The organism is Paenibacillus oryzisoli (genome assembly GCF_001653565.1).
GTDB lineage: Bacteria > Bacillota > Bacilli > Paenibacillales > NBRC-103111 > Paenibacillus_E > Paenibacillus_E oryzisoli.
The window spans coordinates 123273-148173 of record NZ_LYPB01000069.1 but is presented as its reverse complement, the minus strand read 5'-3'; the positions used below and the strand labels follow the sequence as shown (position 1 = coordinate 148173).

The 24901-nt window shown below is 46.6% G+C and carries 18 protein-coding genes; 15 read left to right on the top strand and 3 right to left on the bottom strand.

The window, feature by feature from the left end:
- Positions 1 to 62 precede the first annotated feature (62 nt).
- The 7 genes from A8708_RS15385 (at position 63) to A8708_RS15360 (ending at position 8457) form a co-directional block, all read left to right on the top strand.
- Complete coding sequence (locus tag A8708_RS15385; protein WP_204787541.1) at positions 63 to 3521, top strand: endo-1,4-beta-xylanase; 3459 nt, start codon at positions 63 to 65, stop codon at positions 3519 to 3521.
- 63 nt (positions 3522 to 3584) lie between these two features.
- Entirely contained in the window at positions 3585 to 4502 is a 918-nt protein-coding gene (locus tag A8708_RS15380; RefSeq protein ID WP_068664880.1) for a carbon-nitrogen hydrolase family protein, read from the top strand.
- A gap of 21 nt (positions 4503 to 4523) precedes the next feature.
- Complete coding sequence (locus A8708_RS15375; protein WP_068664878.1) at positions 4524 to 5324, top strand: sugar phosphate isomerase/epimerase family protein; 801 nt, start codon at positions 4524 to 4526, stop codon at positions 5322 to 5324.
- Positions 5325 to 5348: 24 nt separating this feature from the next.
- Entirely contained in the window at positions 5349 to 6413 is a 1065-nt protein-coding gene (locus A8708_RS15370) for a Gfo/Idh/MocA family protein (protein WP_068664876.1), read from the top strand.
- Between the two features lie 14 nt (positions 6414 to 6427).
- Positions 6428 to 7408 carry a hydroxyacid dehydrogenase gene (locus tag A8708_RS15365; RefSeq protein WP_167355892.1) on the top strand — a complete coding sequence of 327 codons (981 nt, stop codon included), beginning with the start codon at positions 6428 to 6430 and terminating at the stop codon, positions 7406 to 7408.
- An 81-nt stretch (positions 7409 to 7489) separates the two neighbouring features.
- On the top strand, positions 7490 to 7834 hold the full coding sequence (locus A8708_RS36135; RefSeq protein WP_204787540.1) for an alcohol dehydrogenase catalytic domain-containing protein: 345 nt from the start codon (positions 7490 to 7492) through the stop codon (positions 7832 to 7834).
- Positions 7795 to 8457: a zinc-binding dehydrogenase gene (locus tag A8708_RS15360; RefSeq protein WP_204787539.1), complete on the top strand. Its 663-nt coding sequence runs from the start codon at positions 7795 to 7797 to the stop codon at positions 8455 to 8457. Before A8708_RS36135 ends, A8708_RS15360 begins: the two co-directional genes overlap by 40 nt.
- A 92-nt stretch (positions 8458 to 8549) precedes the next feature.
- Here the strand turns inward: A8708_RS15360 and A8708_RS15355 are convergent, their stop codons facing one another.
- Both A8708_RS15355 and A8708_RS15350 read right to left on the bottom strand, forming a co-directional pair.
- Positions 8550 to 9647 (bottom strand): SGNH/GDSL hydrolase family protein, encoded by a 1098-nt coding sequence (locus A8708_RS15355; protein WP_068664872.1) that lies wholly within the window; start codon positions 9645 to 9647, stop codon positions 8550 to 8552.
- Positions 9648 to 9790: 143 nt separating this feature from the next.
- The gene (locus A8708_RS15350; protein ID WP_068664870.1) at positions 9791 to 10579 is read right to left on the bottom strand and encodes an AraC family transcriptional regulator; all 789 of its coding nucleotides are present in this window, start codon (positions 10577 to 10579) and stop codon (positions 9791 to 9793) included.
- 230 nt (positions 10580 to 10809) lie between these two features.
- Between A8708_RS15350 and A8708_RS15345 the strand changes: the two genes are divergently transcribed.
- The 8 genes from A8708_RS15345 (at position 10810) to A8708_RS15310 (ending at position 23907) form a co-directional block, all read left to right on the top strand.
- The gene (locus tag A8708_RS15345) at positions 10810 to 12576 is read left to right on the top strand and encodes a sensor histidine kinase (RefSeq protein WP_068664868.1); all 1767 of its coding nucleotides are present in this window, start codon (positions 10810 to 10812) and stop codon (positions 12574 to 12576) included.
- Between the two features lie 3 nt (positions 12577 to 12579).
- A complete protein-coding gene (locus tag A8708_RS15340; protein WP_068664865.1) occupies positions 12580 to 14247 on the top strand; it encodes a response regulator transcription factor in 1668 nt (555 codons plus the stop codon).
- A 180-nt stretch (positions 14248 to 14427) separates the two neighbouring features.
- Positions 14428 to 16125 carry an extracellular solute-binding protein gene (locus tag A8708_RS15335; protein ID WP_082927530.1) on the top strand — a complete coding sequence of 566 codons (1698 nt, stop codon included), beginning with the start codon at positions 14428 to 14430 and terminating at the stop codon, positions 16123 to 16125.
- Positions 16126 to 16198: 73 nt separating this feature from the next.
- Positions 16199 to 17098 carry an ABC transporter permease gene (locus tag A8708_RS15330; protein WP_068664863.1) on the top strand — a complete coding sequence of 300 codons (900 nt, stop codon included), beginning with the start codon at positions 16199 to 16201 and terminating at the stop codon, positions 17096 to 17098.
- A 14-nt stretch (positions 17099 to 17112) separates the two neighbouring features.
- Positions 17113 to 17997, top strand: coding sequence for a carbohydrate ABC transporter permease (locus A8708_RS15325; RefSeq protein ID WP_068664861.1), 885 nt, complete (start codon positions 17113 to 17115; stop codon positions 17995 to 17997).
- 206 nt (positions 17998 to 18203) lie between these two features.
- Entirely contained in the window at positions 18204 to 19646 is a 1443-nt protein-coding gene (locus A8708_RS15320) for an L-fucose/L-arabinose isomerase family protein (protein ID WP_068664859.1), read from the top strand.
- Positions 19647 to 19662: 16 nt separating this feature from the next.
- The gene (locus tag A8708_RS15315) at positions 19663 to 22146 is read left to right on the top strand and encodes a hypothetical protein (protein WP_068664857.1); all 2484 of its coding nucleotides are present in this window, start codon (positions 19663 to 19665) and stop codon (positions 22144 to 22146) included.
- 216 nt (positions 22147 to 22362) lie between these two features.
- Complete coding sequence (locus tag A8708_RS15310; RefSeq protein WP_068664856.1) at positions 22363 to 23907, top strand: ADP-ribosylglycohydrolase family protein; 1545 nt, start codon at positions 22363 to 22365, stop codon at positions 23905 to 23907.
- A 2-nt stretch (positions 23908 to 23909) separates the two neighbouring features.
- Here the strand turns inward: A8708_RS15310 and A8708_RS15305 are convergent, their stop codons facing one another.
- Complete coding sequence (locus A8708_RS15305; protein ID WP_068664853.1) at positions 23910 to 24815, bottom strand: AraC family transcriptional regulator; 906 nt, start codon at positions 24813 to 24815, stop codon at positions 23910 to 23912.
- Positions 24816 to 24901 lie beyond the last annotated feature (86 nt).

Sequence of the window (24901 nt, the reverse complement as noted above, 5' to 3'; positions counted from 1 at the left end):
ACTTCTATCCAGTTGTTGGGAAGAAACACCATTTTGTACAATTAGACAGGGAGGTAAAAGGGATGAACATGAGTAACAGGCGCAGAGGGATGACAGTCCTGATATGGTTGATGATTTCAGTTCTAGCACTTTCCGCACTACCGTTGATGCCCACTGTTGGGAACGCGGCCACTACGAATGCACAGAATACCTATTATTACCAGAATGATACGCAATTTAAGCATTACACACGAGGCATTCTTCGTCCTGATCAAGGAACCATTGAAATGACGATGCATCCTACGAAGCCTGCAGTAGAATCAGGGAATGACTATGAATTCGCGTTTGCTGTCACACCTTCAAGGGATTTAGGTGCAGGTCGTAATACCTTGTTAGGAATTTATATACCGCCAGTTGAAGAGAACGCTCAGTTAAAATTTGTTATTCGTAAAGATGCCACGACTTCATTTAGTGGCGCACTTACTTCATTTTCATACACCCCGGGAGAGCGTGTAAACGTGGCATTGACCTGGAATTACTCCCCGTCGACCAACATTAGCCGGATCCGTTTATACATCAATGGGATGCAGCAGCAGCTCTCGATACCGAGTGGAATGGTCAGTGAAGTGTCCATGACTGGTTCCTTGAGTGAAGATCTATATGCCAATGTGCTTCAGGTCGAAAAGGCGGAGCCGTTCAATGTTGAACAACTCAAAATTTCAACGAGAGAGTTATCTTCGTCGGAGCTGCTAAGTGTGCCAGACAGTAAATTTAAAGCGGACAGCGATACAAGTCTTTTAGTCAAAAATGAGATGAAAACAGTAGAGCGCTATAGAACGAACTGGCATCGTTTAACAAATTATCACGTTCTGGCACCTGCGTGGCGCGCGGAAACACAGCAATTTGTAGTGGGCGAGAACATTAGTTTTCCAATGCTTTCTTTGAACTATAGCGGGGAAGACCAGAATTATACAGTTAACATCGAGGCCACGGCCGTTAACTTCGATGTTGCAAACACAAACAGTGAGCCGATCGTGAGCAAAAATTTCACTGTACAATCCGACAATGATGGGAAATATGCGATTCACGACTTGGCTTTACCGGAGTTGAATGCTGAGGGCTATTACAAGTTGAAAACGACTGTATCCGCAGGCAGCAGCCCCATCGCCAATTATTATAGTGCCATTGCTGTACTTCCTGCGAATGATACGTCTGTCACTGATGGGGTCTACGCGGATTTCTATGGCTTTCATTCCAAATATGATTGGGATCCGAAAATTTGGACGGATGTGAATGCTCGAATAACGCGCACGTGGGCCGAAGCGAAAGTATTCCTTTGGAATGTTGTTGAGCCTACAAAAGGCACCTTCAAATGGGAGAAAACAGATCAATACGTTTCCAAAAGCAAAGCAGCGGGGCTTGAAGTTCTAGGCGTGTTAGGCTACCCGTCCCGTTGGGCAGCGACGAAACCGACAGATGCAATCATGGAAACGAGCAACTTGGCACAGCGTCCTGAGCGTTGGGTCCCGAAAGATTTTGAAGGCGAGTGGGCCAATTATATTTATCAAACGGTAAGTCGCTATAAGGGCGAAGTGAAATATTGGGAAATTTATAATGAAGTCAATTTCAATGCGGAGTCCAGCGTTGCTGCGACATTAACGGGAACAGATGCCCAATACATGGAATTGCTCGAAATTGCTTACCGGGAGGCCAAACGAGCAGATCCCAATGCACAAATTTTGACGAGCGGGTATTCAGATCATGCCGATAATGTGAAACTGCCGACGGTTTTCTTCGATAATGCGGCTCAGTATCAGAATGGGGTCAATTATTTTGATATTTATAATGTGCATGGTTATGATGGCGCCAAAGCGAACTCGAAAACGACACCGTGGGTAAATAAATTAAAGCTGGCACGTCCAGGAACCGAGTATTGGATGAGTGAGCAGATGCATTTTACAACCCCAGATCGAGATACTCGCTTATACATGACCGTAGAATGGTTAGTCGATTATTTAAAAATGGGTTACAGCAAATTTATTAATATGGGCACGTTCGAAGTATTCTTTAATCGCTATACCCTTTCACCGGAACCCGATTACTATGTGTTAGGCGTGTTCAATAACAAAATTCGTAAAGCGAGTTCCATTCAAGAGACGTTAACGTGGCCGGGAATCTCAACGACCACCTTCAGAGTCAGACAGTCCTTTGAATTAACCAATGGGAAAAGGCTTTCGATCCTTGGAGCGAACAATACAACGGCAGGTGCTTATGAATATGAATTGAGCGGAAATATAGCCTCTGTTGTTGATCTCTATGATCATCCGATTACAGTGACTACGAAACCTAATGGCAATAAAGTGATTCAGAGTTCAAATATCGCTTATATCGAAAGCACGGGCCAGATTCAAGTGGTAAGTGCAGTGGCTTTAGAATCGAGACCGCTGCTCAGAAACGCTGATTTTATTAATTTAACCGGCGATGCGAATATGAACTTGTGTACGGCAATTCCGCAAGAATGGGATTATCTACCTTCCAAAGGTGGCAGCATCTGTACAGTTCAAGGTCAGCAGGAAGGCAACTATGCGGTGCAAATGAGTGCGACGGGACAAGAGCGGGTTACGATCAGACAGACAGGGATCATGCCTCCAGAGCCCGGCACGTATAGATTATCTGCGAAAATCAAAAAAATAACTGAAAATCCGAATGTCTACTTGTGGTATCAAGGTACGGCTTATGCTGCTAAGCAAATAACGGATTTAGGGACGGATTACGTGACGATTACCAAAGATATTGTGATAGATCCAGTGCCAACGAGTGCGGTTTCTGTAGGGATTGGCATTACAGCAAACAGCAGCGGCTCCTTTGTCGTCGAATCACTCGACTTCGTCAATGTCGCTGATATACCGCAAGAGGTGACGATGCAGTTGGACACGTCTAAAAAATCGTATATCTCCTTATCGTCTTTGGCCAATCAATCGTATAGTGACGAATCGCCTGCAGGAGACGGGCAGGGAGGCTGGGCGGACTTTGGTCCAGAGAACATTGCCAACTCGAATTTTCAGACAGGGGAGCAAGTGATCGGCGGTATTCCTTATCAATTGCCCGCGAGCATGAGCGACCCCACCGTGATGATGATTGCTGGCGGATCGACGATCAGGCCGAACTTGCCTGTAAGTTTGACAGGGATACCTGTGAATCAAAAGTTTAGTAAAATAGGATTTCTACACACGTTAATGTATCCAACCGCACCTAGCAGTACAACGATTGGGAACTATATCATTCATTACTCAGACGGCACACAAGTGGATCAGCCTATTGTGTTTCAACAAAATATTGATGATTGGTATGTGCCTTCCATTAATCCAGCAGTCGTCATTGCCAAGAAGTATACTATGACGAATGGAGGAGAACGCGCTGTATTTAACACGTTGTTTACGAACCCGAATCCAGAGAAAACAATTACTACAATTGATTTGAGCGGTCAGTCCAAAGCGATTATTGCATTGCTAGGCATTACGGGAGAGCTTACGAATTCCTAGTGTGATAACGAAAGAGAATGGTGGGGCCGTCCTATAACGGCCCTACATAAAGGAGGACACAGTATGCCAAGAAAAGTAAATGTCATTAGCACCTGCTTTAACGAAGAACTCATTCAAGGCGCCACACAAGAAGACAATTTGCATAGAGCTATGAACATGCTGGATGCTTTCACGGAGCTGAAGCCCGATCTTATCTGTTTTCCTGAAGTGTTTCTTGTAACCGGGGGCGACCATCACCATGAAACTTCAGATGAATTGACGCAGCAAACGTACCATGTGCTCTCCAAACAAGCAGAGCGACTCAATAGTTACATCATCGCTAGTGTCCATGAAAGGATAGAGGGCAAAAAGTATGTGGTCGCTTGGTTATTTGACCGAGAAGGAAAGTTAGCTGGGAGATATCTTAAGCATCATCCGACCGATGGTGAAATGAAGCAGGATGGAGTTACACCTGGTGCAGAAATACCTGTGTTCGAGACGGATTTCGGCAAAGTCGGGATTGCCATTTGTTATGATATCGGTTATCCGAATCTATGGCATTCACTGAAATTAAAGGGCGCTGAACTTGTTGTATGGCCTTCCGCTTATGATGGCGGCTTTCCGCTCGAGGCCCATGCCTGGTTAAATTCCTACTATGTCGTCTCCTCGGTAAGAACGAATCATTCGAAGATTATTGATAAGACAGGCAAAATTCTTGCGTCGACTTCCAAGTGGGGAGGGTGGATAACGAAAACAATCGATCTCGATAAGCAAATTTTCCACATTGACAATCAGTATGACAAGCTTCTAGAAATTCAAGGCAGACTAGGAAGCAAAGTGACCATCGAAAGCTTTTCTCAAGAAAATATATTCACCATGGAGTCCAATGATCAAGAGTGGCCCCTAGCTAGGATACAAGAAGTATTCAAGCTTGAAACCTATAAGGAATACCACATGAGGTCTGAGAACGTTCAGCATGCCAAAAGGAAAGCAGATGTTTAACTCAAAAAAGGAGTGTTACAAATGACGCAGTCACCTGTTCAATTTTCTGTTTTTACCAAACCGTGGAGAACGACTCCTGTGCAAGAATTAGTCAAGTTTGTGAAAGAGAGCGGCTTTGATGGCATAGAGTTCCCTTTGCGAGAAGGGTTTCAATTGGAGCCGGCTGATGCGGAAAAAGGCTTGCACAAGCTTGCTGCGTTTATGGCGGATCATGGATTGCGGATATTTAGCGTAGCTAGTCAAACGGATGAACGTATTTTTTCGGCTTGCGCTGAGGCAGGGATTCCCCGCATTCGAATTATGCCGGCCGTTTCACTTGAAGAAGGCTATCTTCAATCGGTCGCAAAGCTGCGTAAGCACTTAGAAGAGGTTTCTCATCTTTGTGAGCAATACGGGGTTAAGGTTAGCGTTCAGCAGCATTACGGTGACTTTATTCCGGATTCTTCGGGTCTAATGGACTTACTGCAAGGTCTCAATCCTAATCATATAGGAGCCGTCTGGGATTGCTCGCATGATGCCTTGGCTGGACAGCAGCCTGAATTTGGCTTGGACATTGTCTGGTCCCACCTCCATATGGTCAATCTCAAAAATGTTTTCTATACGCGCAGCAACGGACCGGAAGCGGAGCAAGCACAATGGGAGCGTCATTTTACATCCGGACGTCAAGGCATGGCTTCTTGGGAGCGTGTTGCGGCATACCTAACGAAACGGAAATATGAAGGGGTTATCTGTTTGACAGCAGAGTATACGGCGGAGTCGGAAGTAGATCGATTGATTCGGGATGATATCCGTTATGCCAGAACACTCTTTCAATCTAACTAGTGAGCAAGGAAGGATGGCAAGTATATGGCGAATAAAATACGCTTAGGTGTCGTTGGCTTGGGGCGAGTATCAAGCTCGCATTTGCCAGCGATTAAAGAGCTTGGAGATAAAGTCACGCTTCAGGCAGTTGTTTCCCGTGATCCGGATAAAGCAGCTAGGGCTGCGGCAGGTTGGGATGGCGTAAGCCTATACACGTCCTTTGACGATGCCCTTGGGGATCCAGCAATTGATGCCTTTTTGCTCCTGCTGCCGCATGATTTGCATGCGCCTTACGCCATTAAAGCGATGGAGGCAGGCAAGCATGTTCTCATTGAGAAGCCGATGGCTCTCAACTATTCCGAAGGCAAGGGGATGGTTGAAGCTGCTGAACAGAACGGTGTAACCTTAATGGTCGGACAGAGTCGAAGATTCTTCGCTCCTGTCATGACATCGATTGACAAAATCCATAGCGGTGAGATTGGTGAATTGTTTACGATTCATGCCATGCTATTAGCTTATATTAATAAGCCGGCAGCGGATTGGTGGAAGGATGTTAAGCACATCGGAGGCTTTATCATTCCTCTTTGGGGCAGTCATATCTTGGATTATATCGTTTGGGCATACGGTGAATTGCCAGAGACTGTCTATGCGCAAGGATACTCTCATAATCCCCATTGGGAAGGGGAGGATGAGGTTGCAATTTCATTGAAATTCTCCCGCAATCGGATGGCTAACGTGATGATGTCCTTTAATGCTGGAAGAGTTCCGGGTGATGAGGAAGGACTTGGCGGCGAACGGATCTGGAGCACGCAAGACAGCGTATACCTCCGCTACATGACAGGGACGAAAGGCGTTCTGCATCTGAAGGATGAGCATGAACTTTGGGACAATGGGGAGAAAGTAGAATGCTGGGGCAAGCATGCTTCCAACTTTACATGGCAGTTAGAGGAATTTGTTGATTCACTATTAGAGGAACGTAAACCCTTGGCGGCTGGAGATGAAGTGCTGGGAGTTATGCGGGTAATGGATGCCATATTTGCGTCCATATCGACGAATTCGGTGATTCGTCTAGATGATGACGTACATGAGAGAAGGGAAAAAAGACTGTGACTAGGAAAATTGTTGTGCAAATACAACAAAATGAGCTGTCTGCTTTTTTGGAACCGGACGTAGTAGAGAAGTTAAAACAGGTAGGAGAGCTTGTATTAAATCCATATGATCGTCCATTCACTCCGACTGAACTGATGAGTCATCTTGGGAATGCATCCGCTTGTATTTCCACGTGGGGGAGTTTACCCATTACAAGGGATATGCTTGACTCAGCTCCTAAGCTTGAGTTAGTAGCTCATATGGCAGGTTCGGTGAAACATATCGTAGCAGCTGAAGCTTTTGATAGAGGCATAACGGTATTATCAGGAGGTCACGCCATTGCCGAATCGGTTGCGGAATCCATCATCGCACTAATCCTTGCTGTGGGTCATCGGGTTAAGCTGGTGGATGAGTCGATGAGATCGGGCGTCAGCTGGAAATCTATCGCGATGGAGGCGGATGAGCTGCGAGGGAAAACCGTAGGTTTTGTCGCGCTTGGCATGGTGGCTCAGGAAGTCATCCGCTTAATGAGGCCGTTCCACGTGCGATTCATCGCTTATGATCCTTATATGAAACGGGAGAAAGCCGCAGAGCTCGGTGTAGAATTGCTTCCCTTGCATGATGTACTGAAGCGTGCACAGGTAATTTCCCTACATTTGCCTATGATTCCCGAAACGGACCACATGATCGGACGAGATGAGCTTCGCTTGATTCAAGATGGCTGCCTCCTCATTAATACTTCTCGGGGAAGCGTCATTGATGAGCAAGCACTAATTGAGGAACTGCGAACGAATCGTATTTTTGCTGCGTTGGATGTATTTGAACAGGAGCCGTTGCCGCTGAACAGTGAGTTGCGTCGATTGCCTAATGTGCTAGTCAGGCCGCATATTGCTGGTGTGAACCCGTCTTCCCGGAAGCGAATCGGAAGATCGTTAGTCGAGGATATATATCGTTATTGGCATGGAGAATCTGTCCAGCACGGCGTGAGCAAGGTTCGCTTAGCACTGATGACATAATGGTTTCTTGCTGCTAGATCGTAACACTGAATTATCTAAGAGAGGTGTGGATGTATGGTTAGAAAAATGTCTGTTCCTCCTATGGAACTAGTTGATGATAAAGGACCACATACACAAGTATGTGCTGTCATGGACGGAATTGGAAAGGTTAGTAATCGCAGGGCTTTGATCCCTGAACCGAACGAAGGTGAAGTACGTGTCAAAGTGAAATGGGTGGGGATTTGCGGTAGTGATGTCGAGGTGTTCCGGGGGGCTCGCGAACCCGAATTTATTTCGTATCCGACACGCCTTGGTCATGAGGTAGCAGGTGTTATAGATAAAGTCGGCAAGAATATGTGTGGGGAGCATTTGCGGAGTATGTCTGCTGCGAGCCGTTCTCAGTTAAAGTGCTTCCTAAAGATTTGCCACTCATCGAAGGCTCCTTAATCGAAGTGTTGCCAGGTATCATCCACGCTGCCGAGTTAGCTGAAATCTCACCGAATAAGAACGTGCTCATAACTGGACAAGGGGTTAGTGGGCTTATTATGACGCAAGTGGTTAGCTTGTTCAGTCCGCGAAATCTAGTTGTGACAGACTTATTCGACGAAAAGCTTGCACTTGCTCGCAAATACGGCGCAACGCATACGTACAAGATTCCTCATGAACATGCGGATACCATGGAAATTCTCAAGCATGATTTTCCAGATGGTTTTGATGTTGTCATTCCTTGTCTTCTAGAAGGCGAAGGCATGGTAGACGCGATCCAGGCAGCAGCCCAAAATGGGCGAATTGTTATGTATGGTTGCATCGGCACCTGCCATAAACCTGTTGATTTTTTCAAGATCCACAAGAAAAGATTGGACATTCTATCGACGGAGCCGAAACGTGATATCGACAACCGGCGTTATTTCGAGGAAGGACTCCGGCTGGTCCTGGATGGACTGGTGAATACAGAAGAAATGATAACGCATATTGTGCCGCTCAGTGAGGTGGAACGTGCCTTTCAATTGCGGAATGAACACAAAGGCGATACGATTCATGTCATGGTTGATTGTGAAATCAAAGAGTAGTTCCCACAGACTACAGTGAATGCCAAAAGCAAAGGAGCTAAGCGCAAATAAATCGCTTAGCTCCTTATTCGTATAAGCCTTTTCTAAGGGCATCAAATCCTTAAAAGTTTCGCTATAACCGGTTTAAGGTTTTCGGCCATGTGCTTATAGCCTAAGTCAGAAGGATGAATCCCATCCGTCGTGGCTTCTTGATAGTCTGCCCCCAACAGCTCCGAGCCGTCACAGAAGTGAACATTCGCATCCCCCTCTTGATTTATGCGTTCTACCGTTTCGCGCTGAAGTATTTTGAGGCCTTCTTGACGTTGACGCAGTTCCTCGTCGAAGGCTTCTTTGGCGTAAGGAATTTTGGAGATTACAAGGATAGGGACGTCTGGATGAACATCGCGATAGATGTGAATAAAAGTTGGCAGTGATTGTGCCAGATGCTCTTTGCTTGGCGTATTCCCTTCATAATCGAGGACAAGCAGGGCAGGATCCTGGATTTGACTAATGAGATGAGCCAATTCGGGTTCACCCTGCGCGTTGCCTGAGAACCCGAGACTTACGAATTCGAGGGGAAACATGCGGCTTAACTGATTCGGATAAGCCATGCCAGGTCGCGAGGCGCAAGCACCATGGGTGATGGAGGTGCCATAGATCAGTACTTTTTTATCAGAGGCGAATCCATGAAATTCAGCTACTGAAGAAGTAGGAGAAGTGCCAACCCATAGCTCCTTGACCCCTTGGTATAAGGGGAGGTTTAACGTAATCTCCCGCATCTCCTTGGGGAAGGATTCGAAGAGAACGCTCTCATATTCTGCTTGCGCAAGGTCAAAGCGCGTGGTGTTGATATACTGCTGAGCGCCTGACGGGCCGATATAACAATCGATGCCGCATTGCGCAGTAGCGGGCATCTGGTACATCGTGGCTTTGTCCGCCAGTACGACTCTAACGGCAAGCTTCGGGGAGTTCGTTGCAAAGCGTACCTGCACACCGGTTGTATAATTGGCAAGACGATCTACTTCAGAGCGAATGGGGTGGCTCGGATGCAGCGGCAATCTTCGATAAAGTCCATCCTGAGCTAGCCAAGGAAGACTAGTTAACTGGAATGGGGATGCGAGCGGCGAATGCCATTCCCACTGATCCGTACGAGGTTCGTCGGGCTGCAAGTTCGCGTCAAGCTGATGTGTGGCATTAGCGGATGTGTCCATCAGTGATTCCTCCAGTCAATGGGTAGATTGATAATTTGATTACCTTTCATTGTAGGAAAAAAACATCATGGAAACAATGAACACCGGGATGGTTTTTGGAGTAATTCTACGATTGTCTACATGTAGATTCATAGCATGGTGGCTTACTGCCACACCTTCAAACGCTCTTTTACATAGGCGGAGGGCATCGTACCCGTTACTTTTTTGAACACTTTATTAAAATAAGATTGCTCACAAAATCCGAGATAATCAGAGATTTCTCCGATGCTCATCTGGGAGCCGGTCAAGAGATCGCATGCGGCAGCGATTCGAATTTGCTGGATATAAGCTGTAATCGTCTGTCCAGTGGTTTCCCGGAAAACAGTGCTGATATAGTTCGGTGTTCGTCCGATATGTTTGGCCATTTCCTCCATGTCGAGTTGTTCGCGGTAATGATGCAAAATATAGTCTTTCAGCTGCATGGAAATGCCATGAGCTTTAGGATGTGAAATCGTTCCTGTATGGGCTTCTTCATTAATAATGGCGATGATTTCCAGAAGTACACTATGGCAAAGCGTTCGTGTATACGTGGATTTTTGAAGCCAGTACTGGGTGAGCGAAGAGAATCGCTGCTTAATATATTCAAAGTTGTGCGGCCTGGTGAGTTGACAAGCGGGTTCGGCAAGCAGCGGTAACTCGTCTCCAGTCCCCTCATAACGAAAGTGGGCAACATACATATCGTGGTCTCGCTTGGAAACGTTCAGCGCGCTTCGAATATGGCCTTCCGGCACGAATAGCAGATCTCCTTTTTTGAGGATAAATGTTTGGTTGCCGACGGTATACGTGATTTCACCGCCAGTCATCAGAATCAGAATATGATTATTCGCTGCTGCGCGGGGGACATGCCATTCCGGCTCGCAGTGCTCGAAGTAAATAGCGATTGGGTGAATCATCGTGCAATCCTCCTTACATTCTCAATCCTCAGATGTCTAGCTGATTATATCAAAATCGTAGCATTCCTCCAATAATGATTGTCATCTTCATAGCTAAATTAAAGCGGTGTTGATTATGCTGAAAGAAATCCAACAGTATTCGGTAGACGTTGTCTCCTATATAATAAAAAGAAAAGAAAGATGCGGGTGAATCTGTGCGAAACGGATGGGGAATTAGAAGGTTTTCAATTTTGAGTAAACTGATTGTAACGTTCTTGATCGTCATCTCACCGATGTATGTTGTCGGCACGCGGATTAACGATTGGGGCTCCACACTTGTTCGCAAAGAGATTTTTAAATCGCTCCAGTTCCAACTTCTCTTCTATCGAACATCGCTTGAAAATGAGATCGATCGATTGCAGCGCCTGCAGCGGGAATATGTGAACGACGAAGATTTGGAATCGCTCAGCATTACGAGTGAAAGTTTAACGGATTACCAGAAGCTTGCTGCCATCAAGCGATTCCAGGCCAGATTGAATGTGATGAAACAGTCAAGCCTTTACGTTGCCAGAGCTAGCGCTTATATTCCGCCAATCGGGAAGACCATTTCGTCGGACGAGCTGTCCGGTAACTTACTTCAGGATAAGTTGCTGAAGTTGAAGAAAGACGCTGCCATCGCGCACCGCGGACTCTTCTACCATGATGAGGAAAAAGTGCTGCTGCGAGAATACTACCCAACAACGCAAGTCGTGGAAGGTCGAGACCCGATGTTCGTTTTGGAGTTAGAGTTGTCCATTCCGAAAATCAAACAATATTTGTCCCAAATGACGGATAGTAAACTGGGGGGCGCGGCCGTAATTCACCCGGATTGGGCCATCGTGAGTACAAGTAACGAATCAGCGTATGATTCGATTAGCGTTCTGCTTCGAGAACAAGCTTTACAATTGGAGAAATCCGGAAAGATGGAGGCTCCAGCAGAAATGCGGACCATTTCCATCGATCGGCAGCCGTTTCTAACGGTCTCGGCGTATTCGCCTGCGCTCGGGATTACGCTGCTTGCCTTTGTCCCTGAAAACGCTGTTATGGGTGCGCTTGACCGATATCGATTATATATGTGGCTGATCACGCTCGTCGCTATCGTAGTTGTTGTGCTCTTTTCGCTGTATATGTATCGGTTGATTCACAGACCGCTCCAAAAGCTGATCCGTGCGTTTCGGAAGGTGGAGTCCGGTGATCTGCAGGTCGCACTAGCTTACAAAAGCAGTGATGAGTTTCACGATTTATATGAGCAATTCAACTTCATGGTTACCCATCTCAATAAGCTTGTATTTGAAGTCTATGAGCAACAAATTCGCGTACAGCAGTCGGAGTTAAAGCAGCTCCAGTCTCAGATTAATCCGCATTTTTTATATAACAGCTTCTATTTGCTGTACCGCATGACCAAGGCGCATGATTTTGACAATTCTACTCGGTTCTCCAAATATTTGGGTGATTATTTTCAATATATCACGCGAAACGGTGTGGAAGAGGTCCCGATAGAGCAGGAATTGCAGCATGTTCGTGCGCTTTGTGAAATTCAAACGATTCGGTTCTCCGGGCACATTACATTCTCGATCGAACAAGTGGAGGACGCGCCTAAGAATATCATGATTCCTCGCCTTATTTTACAGCCAATTGTCGAGAATGCCTACCAACATGGCTTCGAACTGGAGCATGAGAATAGGCATGTAAGAATAGGTTTCAATGTCTCCTCGTCAGAAAGTGGTGGCGAACTGCTGCTCATTGATGTCGAGGATAACGGAAAAGGGATGACGGCAGATGAGCTTGAACGTTGGCACGGCTTGCTGAATGGCAGGGACCAACCAACTGAAATTACAGGCGTACTGAATGTTCATCGCAGGCTCCGGCTAAAATACGGCGATATGGCGGGTATACGCATAGCGACCCTACCAAGCGGAGGACTCCGTGTGTCGCTTGTTCTTCCGCTCCCCGCAGCCATTGAAGAAAGAGAGGCTTAAGCGATGATTAAGGTAATGATTGTCGATGATGAACCGTTAGCTGTCAAATATTTGGCGGATGCCCTCATGGAGCTGGAATGGCTGGAAGCCGAGATCGTGAAGGCCTATTCGGGAAGGGAGGCTCTTCAAAAGTTCGGAGAAGGAAAAATGGATATCCTGCTCACCGATATTCGGATGCCCGGTATGAGCGGAATGGAACTGGCGGACCTTGCACGTGGTAAATGGCCTCGCTGTCGTGTGATTTTCCTGACGGGATACGATGATTTTGGTTATGCCCAGTCAGCGATTCGTAAGGGAGGTATCGATTATGTCCTCAAGACGGAGGGGGACGAAGCTATTATAAGTGCGATTCGAAAGGCACTTGACGATATCGCAAGAGAAGTTGACCGTGAAGCAATATTGAAGAGATCTCGCGAACAACTGCATGTAGCTGTACCCTCTCTGCAGCGCGATTATTTGTTGCAGCTTGCACAAGGAGAGGTGGATTCCCTTGATGCGCGGATTCGGCGATTTACAGAGCTGGATATTGGACTGGATGCCGGGCGGCCAGTGCTAATTGCCTTGGGGCGTATCGACGAATGGGGCTCCTTCATCTTACCTGGTGATAAAGCGCTGCTGTATTATTCCATTCAAAATATTGCGGAAGAATATTTGAAGGACACGCTGAAATTCGCGGCTTTTCCCTATGACCGTGGCAGGTTCGTATGGCTCGTGCAGTTCCGTGCAAGTGAAGATGGGACACCTGCGGAAGAGCAGGCATACAATCAGCTAGCGGGAAATGCTGAGCTCATTCAGAATGCTACAAAGAGCTCACTTAAGGTCCCTATTTCGCTCATACTTGCTTCTACACCATCTAAGTGGGAGGACTTATCCACACGCGTCGATATGCTCAAGATCCAGCTAGCAGGCGGTGCGTATAACGATCTCGAGGTTCTAATGAGAGAGCTCCCTGATGCCCCCGGTGAAGGGCAAAGGGCAAGCCGAGATTTCTTCGCTGAGAATGACATGCGAGCTTATACGCGTAATCTCGACTTACTGGAAACGTATCTCGATAACGGTGAGAGAGAGGCTTGCCGTAAGTTGTTCGCGGAACTCGCGGTTAAGGCATCTGTTCTACCGGATGGTCAAGACGGGGAGCTGCTTAAATTGGAGCTGATTGCCAATATGTCAGCCTTTTTCATTACGTACATCAATAAGCGTCGTTTAGCTTCACTGATTGGTGCGGCATTTAGCTTAGAGTCGTTGGTTCAACTGCCTGTGGGAGTCGATCTCCATTCCACCGTACAGCACTTGGCGGCAATTGCCGATTCATTAGCCGAGTATAACGGACGAAAGCAGGCGCAGCGGACGACCGACTTGATCGGGCGGATCAAGCAATATGTCAACGAATTCCTGAATGAGGAATTGTCCTTAACGAAGATTTCTGAACTCGTTCATCTGAGTTCTCCCTATTTGTCTCGGATGTACAAGCAGACAACGGGTCAAGGCTTACTTGAGTATGTAACGGAAGTTCGGATAACCAGAAGTAAGCAGCTGCTTCGAACAAGCGATCATAAAATCCAAGAGATTGCCGCACTAGTCGGCCTAGATTCGGCAGCCTATTTTACTAGACTATTCAAGAAGGAGACAGGGTTAACTCCACAGGAATACCGAGAATCCGTTATGAAATAGTCCGTTTTAGCGACCATACCTTGGCCTCTTTTTTTGAATTATTTGTCATAAATAGCATTACGAAAACTAGTTAAAAAAAGTCAACTGACACAAAAATGTCCCGTTTCGAACACGGATCACTTGATTTTATAATAAAGGAGTACCAATCAGGAACGAATTGCCAAATAGGGGGAAACGGAAATGAACATGGGAAATAAAAAGTTGGGAGCTGCTTCACTGGGTGCGGTTCTTGCCTTATCAGTTCTCGCAAGTGCCTGTGGGAAGACAGAAGATCAACCGGCTGCAACTAGCAGTACAGCAGTAAGTCCGTCGCCATCGGCAGCGACAAGTGCTCAACCATTAGCCAAGTACAATCCGCCAATCGAGGTTTCTACGGTTCGCTCTGTTGATGCAACGATGAAATACGCCGAAGGGGACTCCATTGACAGTAACATTTGGACAAAGATCTTCGAGAATGACTATGGCATTAAAGTTAAAAATGTATGGTCTGTCGATGCTTCTCAGTATCATCAGAAGCTCAACGTTTCGGTAGCATCGGGCGATCTTCCTGACTTCCTGGAAGTCAATAAGGAAGAAATGAAACGGCTTATTGATGCAGACATGTTGGAAGATCTTACGAAAGTGTGGGCACAATATGCTTCCCCTTACTTGAAAAACGTCCTCAATCAGGACGGTAGTGTAGGGTTCAAAGCTGCAACAGTAGGCGGCAAACTGCTCGGTATCCCTAGAACATATTCCAACGGTGGTACTAGCACAGCCTCGATGCTTTATGTACGAACGGATTGGCTGCAAAAGCTTAATTTGCCAGAGCCAAAAACGATGGACGACGTGTTCAAAACTGCTACAGCATTTGCTAAGCAGGATCCAGATGGCAACGGTAAAGCAGATACGATCGGTCTTGCGTTGAACAAGGACTTCATGGATGGTGGACATGGATCGCTAAACGGATTTTTCAACAGCTATCATGCCTATGTCGATCTATTCATTAAGGATGCAGGAGGCAAGCTTGTATACAGCTCGGTACAGAAAGAGCTGAAGGAGCCTCTCAAAAAGCTGCAGCAGTTGTATAAGGATGGCGTAATTGATAAGGAGTTCGGTGTTAAACCGGCAACGAAAATTCAAGAGGATGTGGCAGCCGGACGTGTTGGCTTGGCTTATGGGACTGTAGCAGATGGCGGCTTTATTCAAAAAGAGAACCATACGAAGGATCCGAAGGCGCAATGGAAGGCGTATCCGCTCATTTCCACTGACGCACAGCCCGCTATTCCGCAACTTAATGATACGGCCAGCACATTCTATGTAGTGAAGAAAGGCTCGAAACACCCAGAGGCTGTCATTCAGTTGGCTAATATTTATATCAATCGTTATTACGAAACTTCTTATGCCCCTAATCCTAATCCTTTTATTACGGACAGCAAGACAGGGATATTCCCAGGCAAGTATGCGCCTGTCATTATCGATCCGTTGAATACCAATCTTGAAGCGTTCCGCAAAGTACAAGAAGCGCTTAAGAAAGGTGACGGCAGCAAGCTCGAATTCCCAGCGACCATTCATTTCGACCGCTTGTCGAAGTTTAAAGCAGGCGACGATACGATGTGGTTTTCGAATATGGTATTTGGTGCCGATGGTACTTTCAGTGTAATCGATAAGTACGAACAGGCTAAACTTGGTCAGTATAACCTGTTCCTGGGTCCTGCAACACCTGCGATGTCGGAGAAACTGCCAACCCTCAAAAAGAAAATATACGAGACGTATACGAAAATTATTATGGGTGACGCATCCATCGACGACTTTGATAAATTCGCTGACGAATTTAAGAAGCTTGGCGGCGATTCCATCGAGAAAGAAGTAAATGATTGGTATAGCAAAAATAAATAGTGCTATCAGGGGCGGAGCTTAAGCTCTGCCCTCTATGCTTTTATTACGAATGATGGAGTGGAGGGAAGACAGAATGAAGGGCAGAAACTGGAGAATCCAGCTCCCACTGCATTTGATGTTGATTCCGGGTTTGGCAGCAATTATCATATTCAGTTACTATCCGATGGCAGGTGCGGCCATTGCGTTTCAGAAGTATATACCGACGAAAGGGTTATTTCATTCCAAATGGATTGGTTTAGATAATTTCCGCTACGTCATGGAGCTCCCGGATTTTTATCAAGTGCTGTGGAATACGGTTTACATTGCCATTATGAAAATTATTGCTGGGCTCATTATACCCATTGTTGTAGCATTACTGCTAAATGAAGTTCGTAAAGAAGCGATGAAACGATTTATGCAAACGCTCATTTATTTGCCGCACTTCTTATCCTGGGTCATCTTGAGTGGCATTCTGATCGACGTGCTCTCACCGAAAACAGGGATCGTGAACGCTGGACTCCAGAGTCTTGGCATCGAACCCATATTTTTCCTTGGCGACAATCGTTGGTTCCCATTTACATTGGTTATCTCCAATGAGTGGAAAGAATTTGGGTTTAGCACGATTGTCTATCTAGCAGCCATTCTAGGCATTAATCCTGCTTTGTACGAAGCCGCAAGAGTAGACGGGGCGGGTCGTTGGAAACAGACACTCCATATCACACTGCCCGGCATGGCACCTATTATCGTGTTGTTGGCTACGCTCAGCATTGGTAACGTGCTCAATGCCGGCTTTGATCAGGTATTCAATCTATACAGTCCCATCGTTTACCAGAGTGGGGACATTATCGATACATTTGTATATCGAATTGGGATGGTTGATGCACAGTATGGGGTTGCAACAGCGGTTGGGTTATTTAAATCACTCGTGTCGCTTATCCTCATATCGACTTCTTATTTCTTAGCCTACCGATTTGCCAACTACCGAATCTTTTAAAAGGAGGACTCGTGATGCTCGAATCTACATCCTGGCCGCGAAAAGTGTTCGTTATCTCGAACTACACGGTTCTTTTGGGTTTATCCATATTATGTATCATGCCGCTCATCCACTTGCTGTCGATGTCGCTCAGCTCTAACAATGCTGTGGCAGCAGGCGAAGTAAGATTTTGGCCTATTGATTTCACTTGGAAATCGTATGATTTTATTTTGAGTAAACCAGCATTTCTGACATCGCTGTTCGTTACCCTCAAGAGGGTTGCACTGGGCGTGACACTGAATATGGTATTGACAATCTTGGTCGCGTATCCACTTTCTAAGGAGGGAAATGCGCTCAAAGGACGGACAATTTACGTCTGGCTATTCGTATTTACGATGCTGTTTAGCGGGGGGATTATTCCGCTCTATATGACGATACGCTCGCTTGGGCTGCTTGATTCGATCTGGGCACTCGTACTCCATAACGCCGTTCCCGTATTCAACGTCGTAATCCTGCTTAACTTCTTCCGCAGTTTACCCAAGGAATTGGAGGAAGCTGCTCTGATGGACGGCGCCGGACATTGGCGCATTCTGTGGCGCATTTTTGTGCCGTTATCTACGCCATCCTTAGCGACATTGACGCTATTTGCTATTGTTTCACATTGGAATTCTTGGTTTGACGGTATCCTCTTCATGAATTCGCCAACGCATTATCCGCTTCAAAGCTACTTGTACACGGTCGTGGTCGGCCTCGATTCGCTGGTTAAGAGTAATATCGATCTAGAGGTTATCGCGCTCGTTTCTGACAGAACCGCACGTGCAGCTCAAATCTTTCTTGGTGCGTTGCCAATCTTAATTGTATATCCATTTCTACAACGGTATTTTACGAAAGGGATTGTTCTGGGCAGTGTGAAGGAGTAGGGGAAGAAGTCTATTACTTGCAACGGTGCTGGTATTCTCCGAAGAATAAGCGATAAACAATCAGCAGAAACAAGAGCTGATTGTTTTTTTTTTATAGATATCAATTCGTAGAATTACTCTAATAATAATTGTTCTGTTCATTGTTAAAAAAGCGCTGATTTAATACTCTATAAGTGTAGTCATTACCAATCAAAGGGGAACTGAAAATGAGTGTATCATTCAAACGTGCAACAGCGCGCGTAGGCGTCATGAACGTAGGGCATGAGCCCTATTGGGAGCAATTTCCTGGACTTCGGGAAGAATTGATCGGTTACGGTAAAGAGTTCGAAGCGATGCTAGGCGTTCATGAGGTTGAAGTCGTTTCGGCTGGCTTTGTAGATAATGTTGATAAATCATTCGCGGCAGCTTCGCATTTAAAGCGTCAAGATATCGATTTCCTGTTTGTCTTTTTGAGCACTTATGTAACCTCATCCTCGGCAGCAACGGCCATTCTGAATGTCGGCGTGCCAACGGTTCTGGTAGCGCTTCAGCCGAGAAAACGGCTTGATTATAGAAACACAACAACGTACATGCAGCTAGCCAACGATAATATATGTTCGCTTCCTGAAATCGGCGGAGTACTCATCCGCGCAGGAAAACCTGCAGCAGGCATGATCGTTGGTACGCTGCATGATGATCCACGAGCTGCGAATGAGCTGAAGTCATGGTGCCAGGTCGCGAATGCGCGTCGTGCTTTCAAGCATGCACGAATTGGTTACTTGGGTCATACCTACGAGGGTATGTATGATATGAATTCGGACCCGACAGCATTTACAGCCGCATTTGGCTCCCATGTGCAGATGCTGGAAATGTGCGATTTGGCTAAGCTGGTGAACGGGGTAACCGCCGCTGAAACAGCAAATAAGCTCGACGAGATTAAGAGCATATTTACGATCTCCGATCCGTTCATCGATCCTGTGACAAGACCAATTAAGCCGGAAGATTTGGATTGGTCAGCCAAGGTTGCTGTCGGGCTCGATAAGCTTGTAGCGGAGAATGGTTTAACGGGACTCGCGTATTATTACCGAGGATTGGATGGCAATGAATACGAACGAATCGGTTCCAATATGGTGCTTGGGAATTCCCTGCTGACAGGTAAAGGCATCCCGCTTGCGGGCGAAGCGGATCTCAAAACATGCGCAGCGATGCTGATCATGGACAGGCTCGATGCAGGAGGCTCATTCGCGGAGCTGCACCCTTGCGATTTCGTAGATGACATCGTGTTAGTGGGCCATGACGGACCGCATAACATTAAAATCAGCGATGGCAGTCCGATTATTCGCGGGCTGGACTTGTTCCACGGCAAGCGCGGTTCCGGCATCGGCGTTGAGTTCAGCATCAAGTCAGGCCCAGTCACTTTGCTGGGGATTTCACAGACGGTAGACGGCAAGTTCAAGATGATCGCCACGGAAGGCGAGTCGATCAAAGGAGAAATTCCACAGACAGGCAACACGAACACGCGCTGTAGTTTCGGCTGCTCCGTTGCCGAATTCGTTGAGAAGTGGTGCTCGGCCGGTCCAACTCACCATTTCGCGCTAGGCGTTGGGCATGTCGCTCCGAAAATCCGCAATGTTGCCAAAGTGCTGGGCATTGAACTGGAAATCGTATAAGGGAGAGTGAACTGGCTTGAATAAGGTGACGCAGGAAGCTAACAGCGGTGCTAAGCAGTTGAAGCGCGCTACGCTGGAAATGAGTCTGAAGCCGTTCAGGAGTCTTGAACAGGCTGCGATTGATGAAGTTTGTACGGAAGCACTGCGACAATGGCAACCGCTCATCGGCATGGCAGATTCAGCTTCGGTGCTGCTGTGGGTTTCGGATGGCAGTGAGATTCTAACATGGAACGGTCAGCACGAAGACGAATTCGAGTGGGCTCGCTATATCGGTTTTGCCAACGAAGAGATGTTCAGTCATATCAAGGACAAGAGCGATCCTCACGTTGCCCGCCTATATACCGACAATCCGGTTCGATTTACATACGGTGATTTGCGCCGAGTAGTCGATTCATTCAAACGGATTGCAGCAGACCAATTCGGTGTTCGACTGGAGATAGGTATTCCTTTCGATGCGGGTCCGGAGTTTGCTTATTCTGATTTTAAATATAAAGACCATCCAGAGATTAATCGTGCGGAGCTTGGCGGTACGTATGTATCGCTGAAAGCCGATTATACCGTTGTCTGTTCCTGGTCCAAGTTAAATGCTGATGGAACTGCATATGCTGCTTATCCTGGTGGAATTCCAGAAGGCACGCCGTTTGGAGAGTTTCTCGGTCGCCAATGCGCAAGTTTCCTACCTGCGATCGGTTTCGACTATATCTGGTTCTCGAACGGCTTTGCCCTATCTTATTTCCCTTGGACATATCTCGGTGCTAATTATAACGGGACGGATATGCCGTTAGCCGATTATAGCGAGCTTTCCTCTAAAGTCATGTCGTTCTGGGATCTGTTCAAGAAGGAATGCCCAGGAGTAAGGACAGAGGTGAGAGGGACCAATTACGGAACCGGCATGGACTTGGCCAAAGATTACATTCCACTGCTTGAGCTATATGAGAAAAAGTATCTTGAATTTCCTCCGCCAAACTCGCCTTGGGGTGCACTCAACTACGACTTTGGGCTGGAGCTGACAGGTTACATGTCTAGAATTGCCGAGCTGCCAGGAGAAACGTTTCCGTATCGTTTTTACGTGAATGATCCATGGTTTTGGCAGAATCCGTGGTGGGATTACTATGATCGGGAGCCTCACGATATTTACGGACCTCTCTCGGTAACACGCATTAATGCTGATGGTGCAGCAGAAATGCCGGGCATCGTGGAAATTCTGACAATTGATACGGAGAAAGGTGAGCTATGGGGTGACGGGCCTGCGGAGGTTATTCCTCATATGCAAAAGGCTTTCCGTGAAGCGCCGGATGAACCGGGGCTTGTCACTTGGCTGTATCCGTTCCGTGAGCTCCATGAGGCAGTCCAAGAGGATAATGAAGCTTCCGGCCGCGTGTTTTTCCATGATTGGTTCGTGCGCTGCGCGATTAATCATGGTTTCCCGGTCAACACGGTACTCGGTACAGACACGTTCCGTGAAATGTCAGCCGAAGCTCGGCGTAAGCTCAAAGATACGATACTATTCGTATCGGCGATGTGGTTGGACGACGCGAGGATTGCCGAGCTGGCAGCTATCGTCCAAAACGGCGGCAAGGTGTTGCTTTACGGCGATGTGCGGCAGCCCCAACTGCTGGAGCTGTTGAATCTTCAAGCTGCCGACGGCGGCGGGCTAGAGGGAGATTTGACCCTAGCGCTTTCCTTCGAGGAAGACGAAGTATACAGCGACAGCGGCGAGCGCAAGCTGCGGCATCGTTCTGACCTCGGAGATGGTACGCTGGGGGTAACGCTGCGCAACAAGGAAGATGCCGGTACACGGGTCGGTGCAGTCGCTGTACAGGAGGGGGAAGAACGGATCTTCGCCTTGTCCCGTTCGCTGCTAGAATGGAACGGCGGGCGCATTGGCTGGGTACGCGGTTCGCTGCCTTTCGTTCAGGCTGGCATTACGCATCTACCGGTGCGACAGGATATCGAATGGATGGATACGTCCATGATTCTGCGATACATGTTGCAGGACTTTGGCCTCTCCCTGCGCCAAGTGAAGCAAGATCAGGAATCGCAATCGGCGCTTCTATTCGTATCGCGGCATCAGAACGGTTTCATTGTGACAGGTTGCAAGCAGGATTCGTCGGTACAACTCCAATTGCGGTTTCCCGATGGGGTTCCCTTGTTCCCAGGACAAACGGTCATACTTGGCAACGGAGCTGCTGGGCAGTATTCGCTTGACCGAACGTTTCGCGATGAATGCCGTGTGTTCGTGAACCAGCTAGAGCGGAGCCGAGTGACGTGCCGCGAGAATCAGCCAACGCCGTCCAAGATGAAACGCATGATTCGCACCATCAGCATTAGCAATTTATTGCATGCCGATGTGACGGTATATCCACCCTTAGACATGTTAGAGTCGGGAAACATTGAGATTAAACGTGGAGATGGCAGTATCTTGGATTGGAACGGCTTACAGGAAGATAATCGGTTGCGTCTGGTAGGTATAACAGGAACGATTCACGTTTCATGGTAATGAGCTAAATCTTAGTTGTTCCATTATTTGAGATCAAACGCATGTCGTCATACAATGACATGTGTTTGATCTCATTTTGCATGGTAAACATTGTCTCCATGATGGACAAAAGACAGATTTTTAACAAATAGAACTATCCTTCCTTCATGTTAGCCGTATGACATTGCTTGTTATACTTCAATTAGCAAGTATGACAATATAGGAGGAATTATCAGGATGAATACCAAAAAACTAAGTTTACAGGAATACAGATCCAAATTATTAGGCTGTTGGATTGGCAAGAATGTAGGTGGCACTTTAGGAGCGCCTTTCGAGTGCAAACGTGGCGTATTCGAAGTTGATTTTTATACACAAGATTTGAATGGAGAACCGCTGCCGAACGATGATCTCGATTTACAACTGGTGTGGCTGAATGTGGCAGAGAAATATGGCCGTAATCTCACAGCGACAATCTTGGGCGAATATTGGCTCTCCTATATTGTTCCTAACTGGGGCGAATACGGAGCAGGGAAAAATAATTTAAGACAAGGTCTTGTGCCGCCACTTTCTGGCTATGTAAATAATGTTTTCGGTGATAGTAACGGGGCATATATTCGATCCGAAATATGGGCTTGTCTCGCCCCTGGCAATCCAGATGTGGCCGTTAAATACGCGTATGAGGATGCTATTGTCGATCATTGCAGCGAAGGCGTATATGCAGAAATATTCTTTGCAGCTATTGAAAGCGCAGCCTTTGTAGAGGGTGATCGAGATACCTTAATAAATATAGGCCTGTCTTATATCCCTGCCGACTCCGGTGTAGCCAAAGGCGTTGCGTCAGCGAGAGATGCCTATGCAAGGGGATTGTCTTGGCAGGAAGCACGAATCCAAGTGCTCAATGATGTACCGGGAAGTTTCGGAATTCTCGCCATGCGACGGGAAGATTTACCATCGGATGTACCCATCGGCAGAATGGGCTATGATGCACCAAGTAATGTAGGCATTACGATTATTGGATGGTTGTACGGCGAAGGTGATTTCGGCAACAGTATTTGTATTGCGAATAACTGTGGGGAAGATACGGATTGTACAGCGGCTACGATAGGTTCAATCTTAGGAATAATCGGCGGAGCTGAGCGTATTCCGACCAAATGGACAGATCCTATTGGAGATTCCATCAAGACATTGTGTTTGAATCTAGGTGATCAGGGATTGCAAATTCCCAAAACAGTGACAGAATTGACGGATCGAATTATTCGATTAACGCCAAGTTTTCTTGGCAGTCAGTTGGTTGATGTCGTAACGCCTACAGATGGGTATACCATTGAGGTGAAAGAGAAGGAACAGCTATTTAGTCAATCGAAGCAAATCAATGCTTGGACGCATCGGAGTTTTGCCGATAAACTGAACGAAAGTCCGTTTCAAGTTGCCTATGATTTTGTTATTTTCTCTGCAATAGTTGATTACAAAGAGGCGCCATTCATTCAAGAAGGTACCACAAAAACAATCAAAATTATTATAGATAATCAGTTGTTTATGCAGCAATGGTTACAATTCAAATGGCATCTGCCATCAGGGTGGACGATAACTCCCGGAGCGAAAATAGCTGCTTCCCTTGAGCAATATCACTGCCATGTTGGTAGAACCGAACTTGAATTTTCATTCACGCCAAGTGGGTTGGAAGAAGCGAGATATGATCTCATTGTAGAAATCACATCTCAAGGACGTCCAACGAAAGGCCTTATCCCTCTTGTATTTATGAATGGCCCTTCATCTCGTTAAAATCATTCATTTGTTTGCCTATTTAATACGGAATCTCGAAATTGCTGGGGGCTAATGCCTTCCAGCTTTTTGAATATCCGGGAGAAGTAGAAGGGATCTTGAAATCCAACTTCTTCGGCAATGGTTCGAATGATGCTGGTGGTACTCGAAAGTAAATGCTTCGCTTTCTGTACTTGTAATTGATGGATGTAAGAACCAATCGTAATCCCAGTGTGTCGTTTGAAAAGTTGACTTAAATAATCATAACTATGATAGAGCTTCTGCTCCAATTCCTTACTGGAGGGATTGGACGTATAGGATTCATCCAGTACATTCACCAGACGCCTGTACAACAGAAAAGTAGAAGAGACTTCGGATTTGATATGTCTCTGATCTACTAAATCCTGGGCCAGCAGTTCTAAGACTTGTCCAAGCCATAGGGAAGCCCGATAACGAAAATACCCCTTGGGGGCGCTGAATTGTTGTTGGATTTTCTCGAAAATACCCAAAATCTCATAGCGATTGAAGGGCTTGCTGCGACGAGGCAGCAGTAGAAAGTCAGTCAGACTTTCCGTCGAGGAAGTTCTTAAGTCTTGATGCGCCGCAGATGTGAAAGGCACTCCCTCATCTAATTCTTCCTTATGTAAGAGCAATCCAGGATCAGCAGCGAACTGAACCCAATAGAATCCGCTTTGTTTAGCGATGGGTTGCCAGCCACCATGCTTCTCCCACGGCATCAGCAGGAAAGTTTCCCCGCTTTGAAGTTCTAAGGCTTCCTCACCTACTTGCAAATAGATAGGCCCTTCGGTCACCATAATAAGTTCAAAAAAGGGGTTGGATTTGTGCAGCCCAAAGTGTTCATTCCCTTGTAATTCGGAGATCCATTTCACATCTAGTCGGGTTAAACGAGATAGCAGCAAATATTCCATATGGGCACCTTCAAGTTCTATAGAATAGCATGACGTAATCCAGTCACTTTATATCATACCTTAGTTTTTCATCGTGGCAAGATCAC

What these genes read in the sequence shown, in the direction of transcription:
- A8708_RS15385 (WP_204787541.1), top strand. Translation starts at nt 63, where the DNA reads ATGAACATGAGTAACAGGCGCAGAGGGATGACAGTCCTGATATGGTTG.
- A8708_RS15380 (WP_068664880.1), top strand. Translation starts at nt 3,585, where the DNA reads ATGCCAAGAAAAGTAAATGTCATTAGCACCTGCTTTAACGAAGAACTC.
- A8708_RS15375 (WP_068664878.1), top strand. Translation starts at nt 4,524, where the DNA reads ATGACGCAGTCACCTGTTCAATTTTCTGTTTTTACCAAACCGTGGAGA.
- A8708_RS15370 (WP_068664876.1), top strand. Translation starts at nt 5,349, where the DNA reads ATGGCGAATAAAATACGCTTAGGTGTCGTTGGCTTGGGGCGAGTATCA.
- A8708_RS36135 (WP_204787540.1), top strand. Translation starts at nt 7,490, where the DNA reads ATGGAACTAGTTGATGATAAAGGACCACATACACAAGTATGTGCTGTC.
- A8708_RS15355 (WP_068664872.1), bottom strand. Translation starts at nt 9,647, where the DNA reads ATGGACACATCCGCTAATGCCACACATCAGCTTGACGCGAACTTGCAG.
- A8708_RS15350 (WP_068664870.1), bottom strand. Translation starts at nt 10,579, where the DNA reads ATGATTCACCCAATCGCTATTTACTTCGAGCACTGCGAGCCGGAATGG.
- A8708_RS15340 (WP_068664865.1), top strand. Translation starts at nt 12,580, where the DNA reads ATGATTAAGGTAATGATTGTCGATGATGAACCGTTAGCTGTCAAATAT.
- A8708_RS15335 (WP_082927530.1), top strand. Translation starts at nt 14,428, where the DNA reads ATGAACATGGGAAATAAAAAGTTGGGAGCTGCTTCACTGGGTGCGGTT.
- A8708_RS15330 (WP_068664863.1), top strand. Translation starts at nt 16,199, where the DNA reads ATGAAGGGCAGAAACTGGAGAATCCAGCTCCCACTGCATTTGATGTTG.
- A8708_RS15325 (WP_068664861.1), top strand. Translation starts at nt 17,113, where the DNA reads ATGCTCGAATCTACATCCTGGCCGCGAAAAGTGTTCGTTATCTCGAAC.
- A8708_RS15320 (WP_068664859.1), top strand. Translation starts at nt 18,204, where the DNA reads ATGAGTGTATCATTCAAACGTGCAACAGCGCGCGTAGGCGTCATGAAC.
- A8708_RS15310 (WP_068664856.1), top strand. Translation starts at nt 22,363, where the DNA reads ATGAATACCAAAAAACTAAGTTTACAGGAATACAGATCCAAATTATTA.
- A8708_RS15305 (WP_068664853.1), bottom strand. Translation starts at nt 24,815, where the DNA reads ATGGAATATTTGCTGCTATCTCGTTTAACCCGACTAGATGTGAAATGG.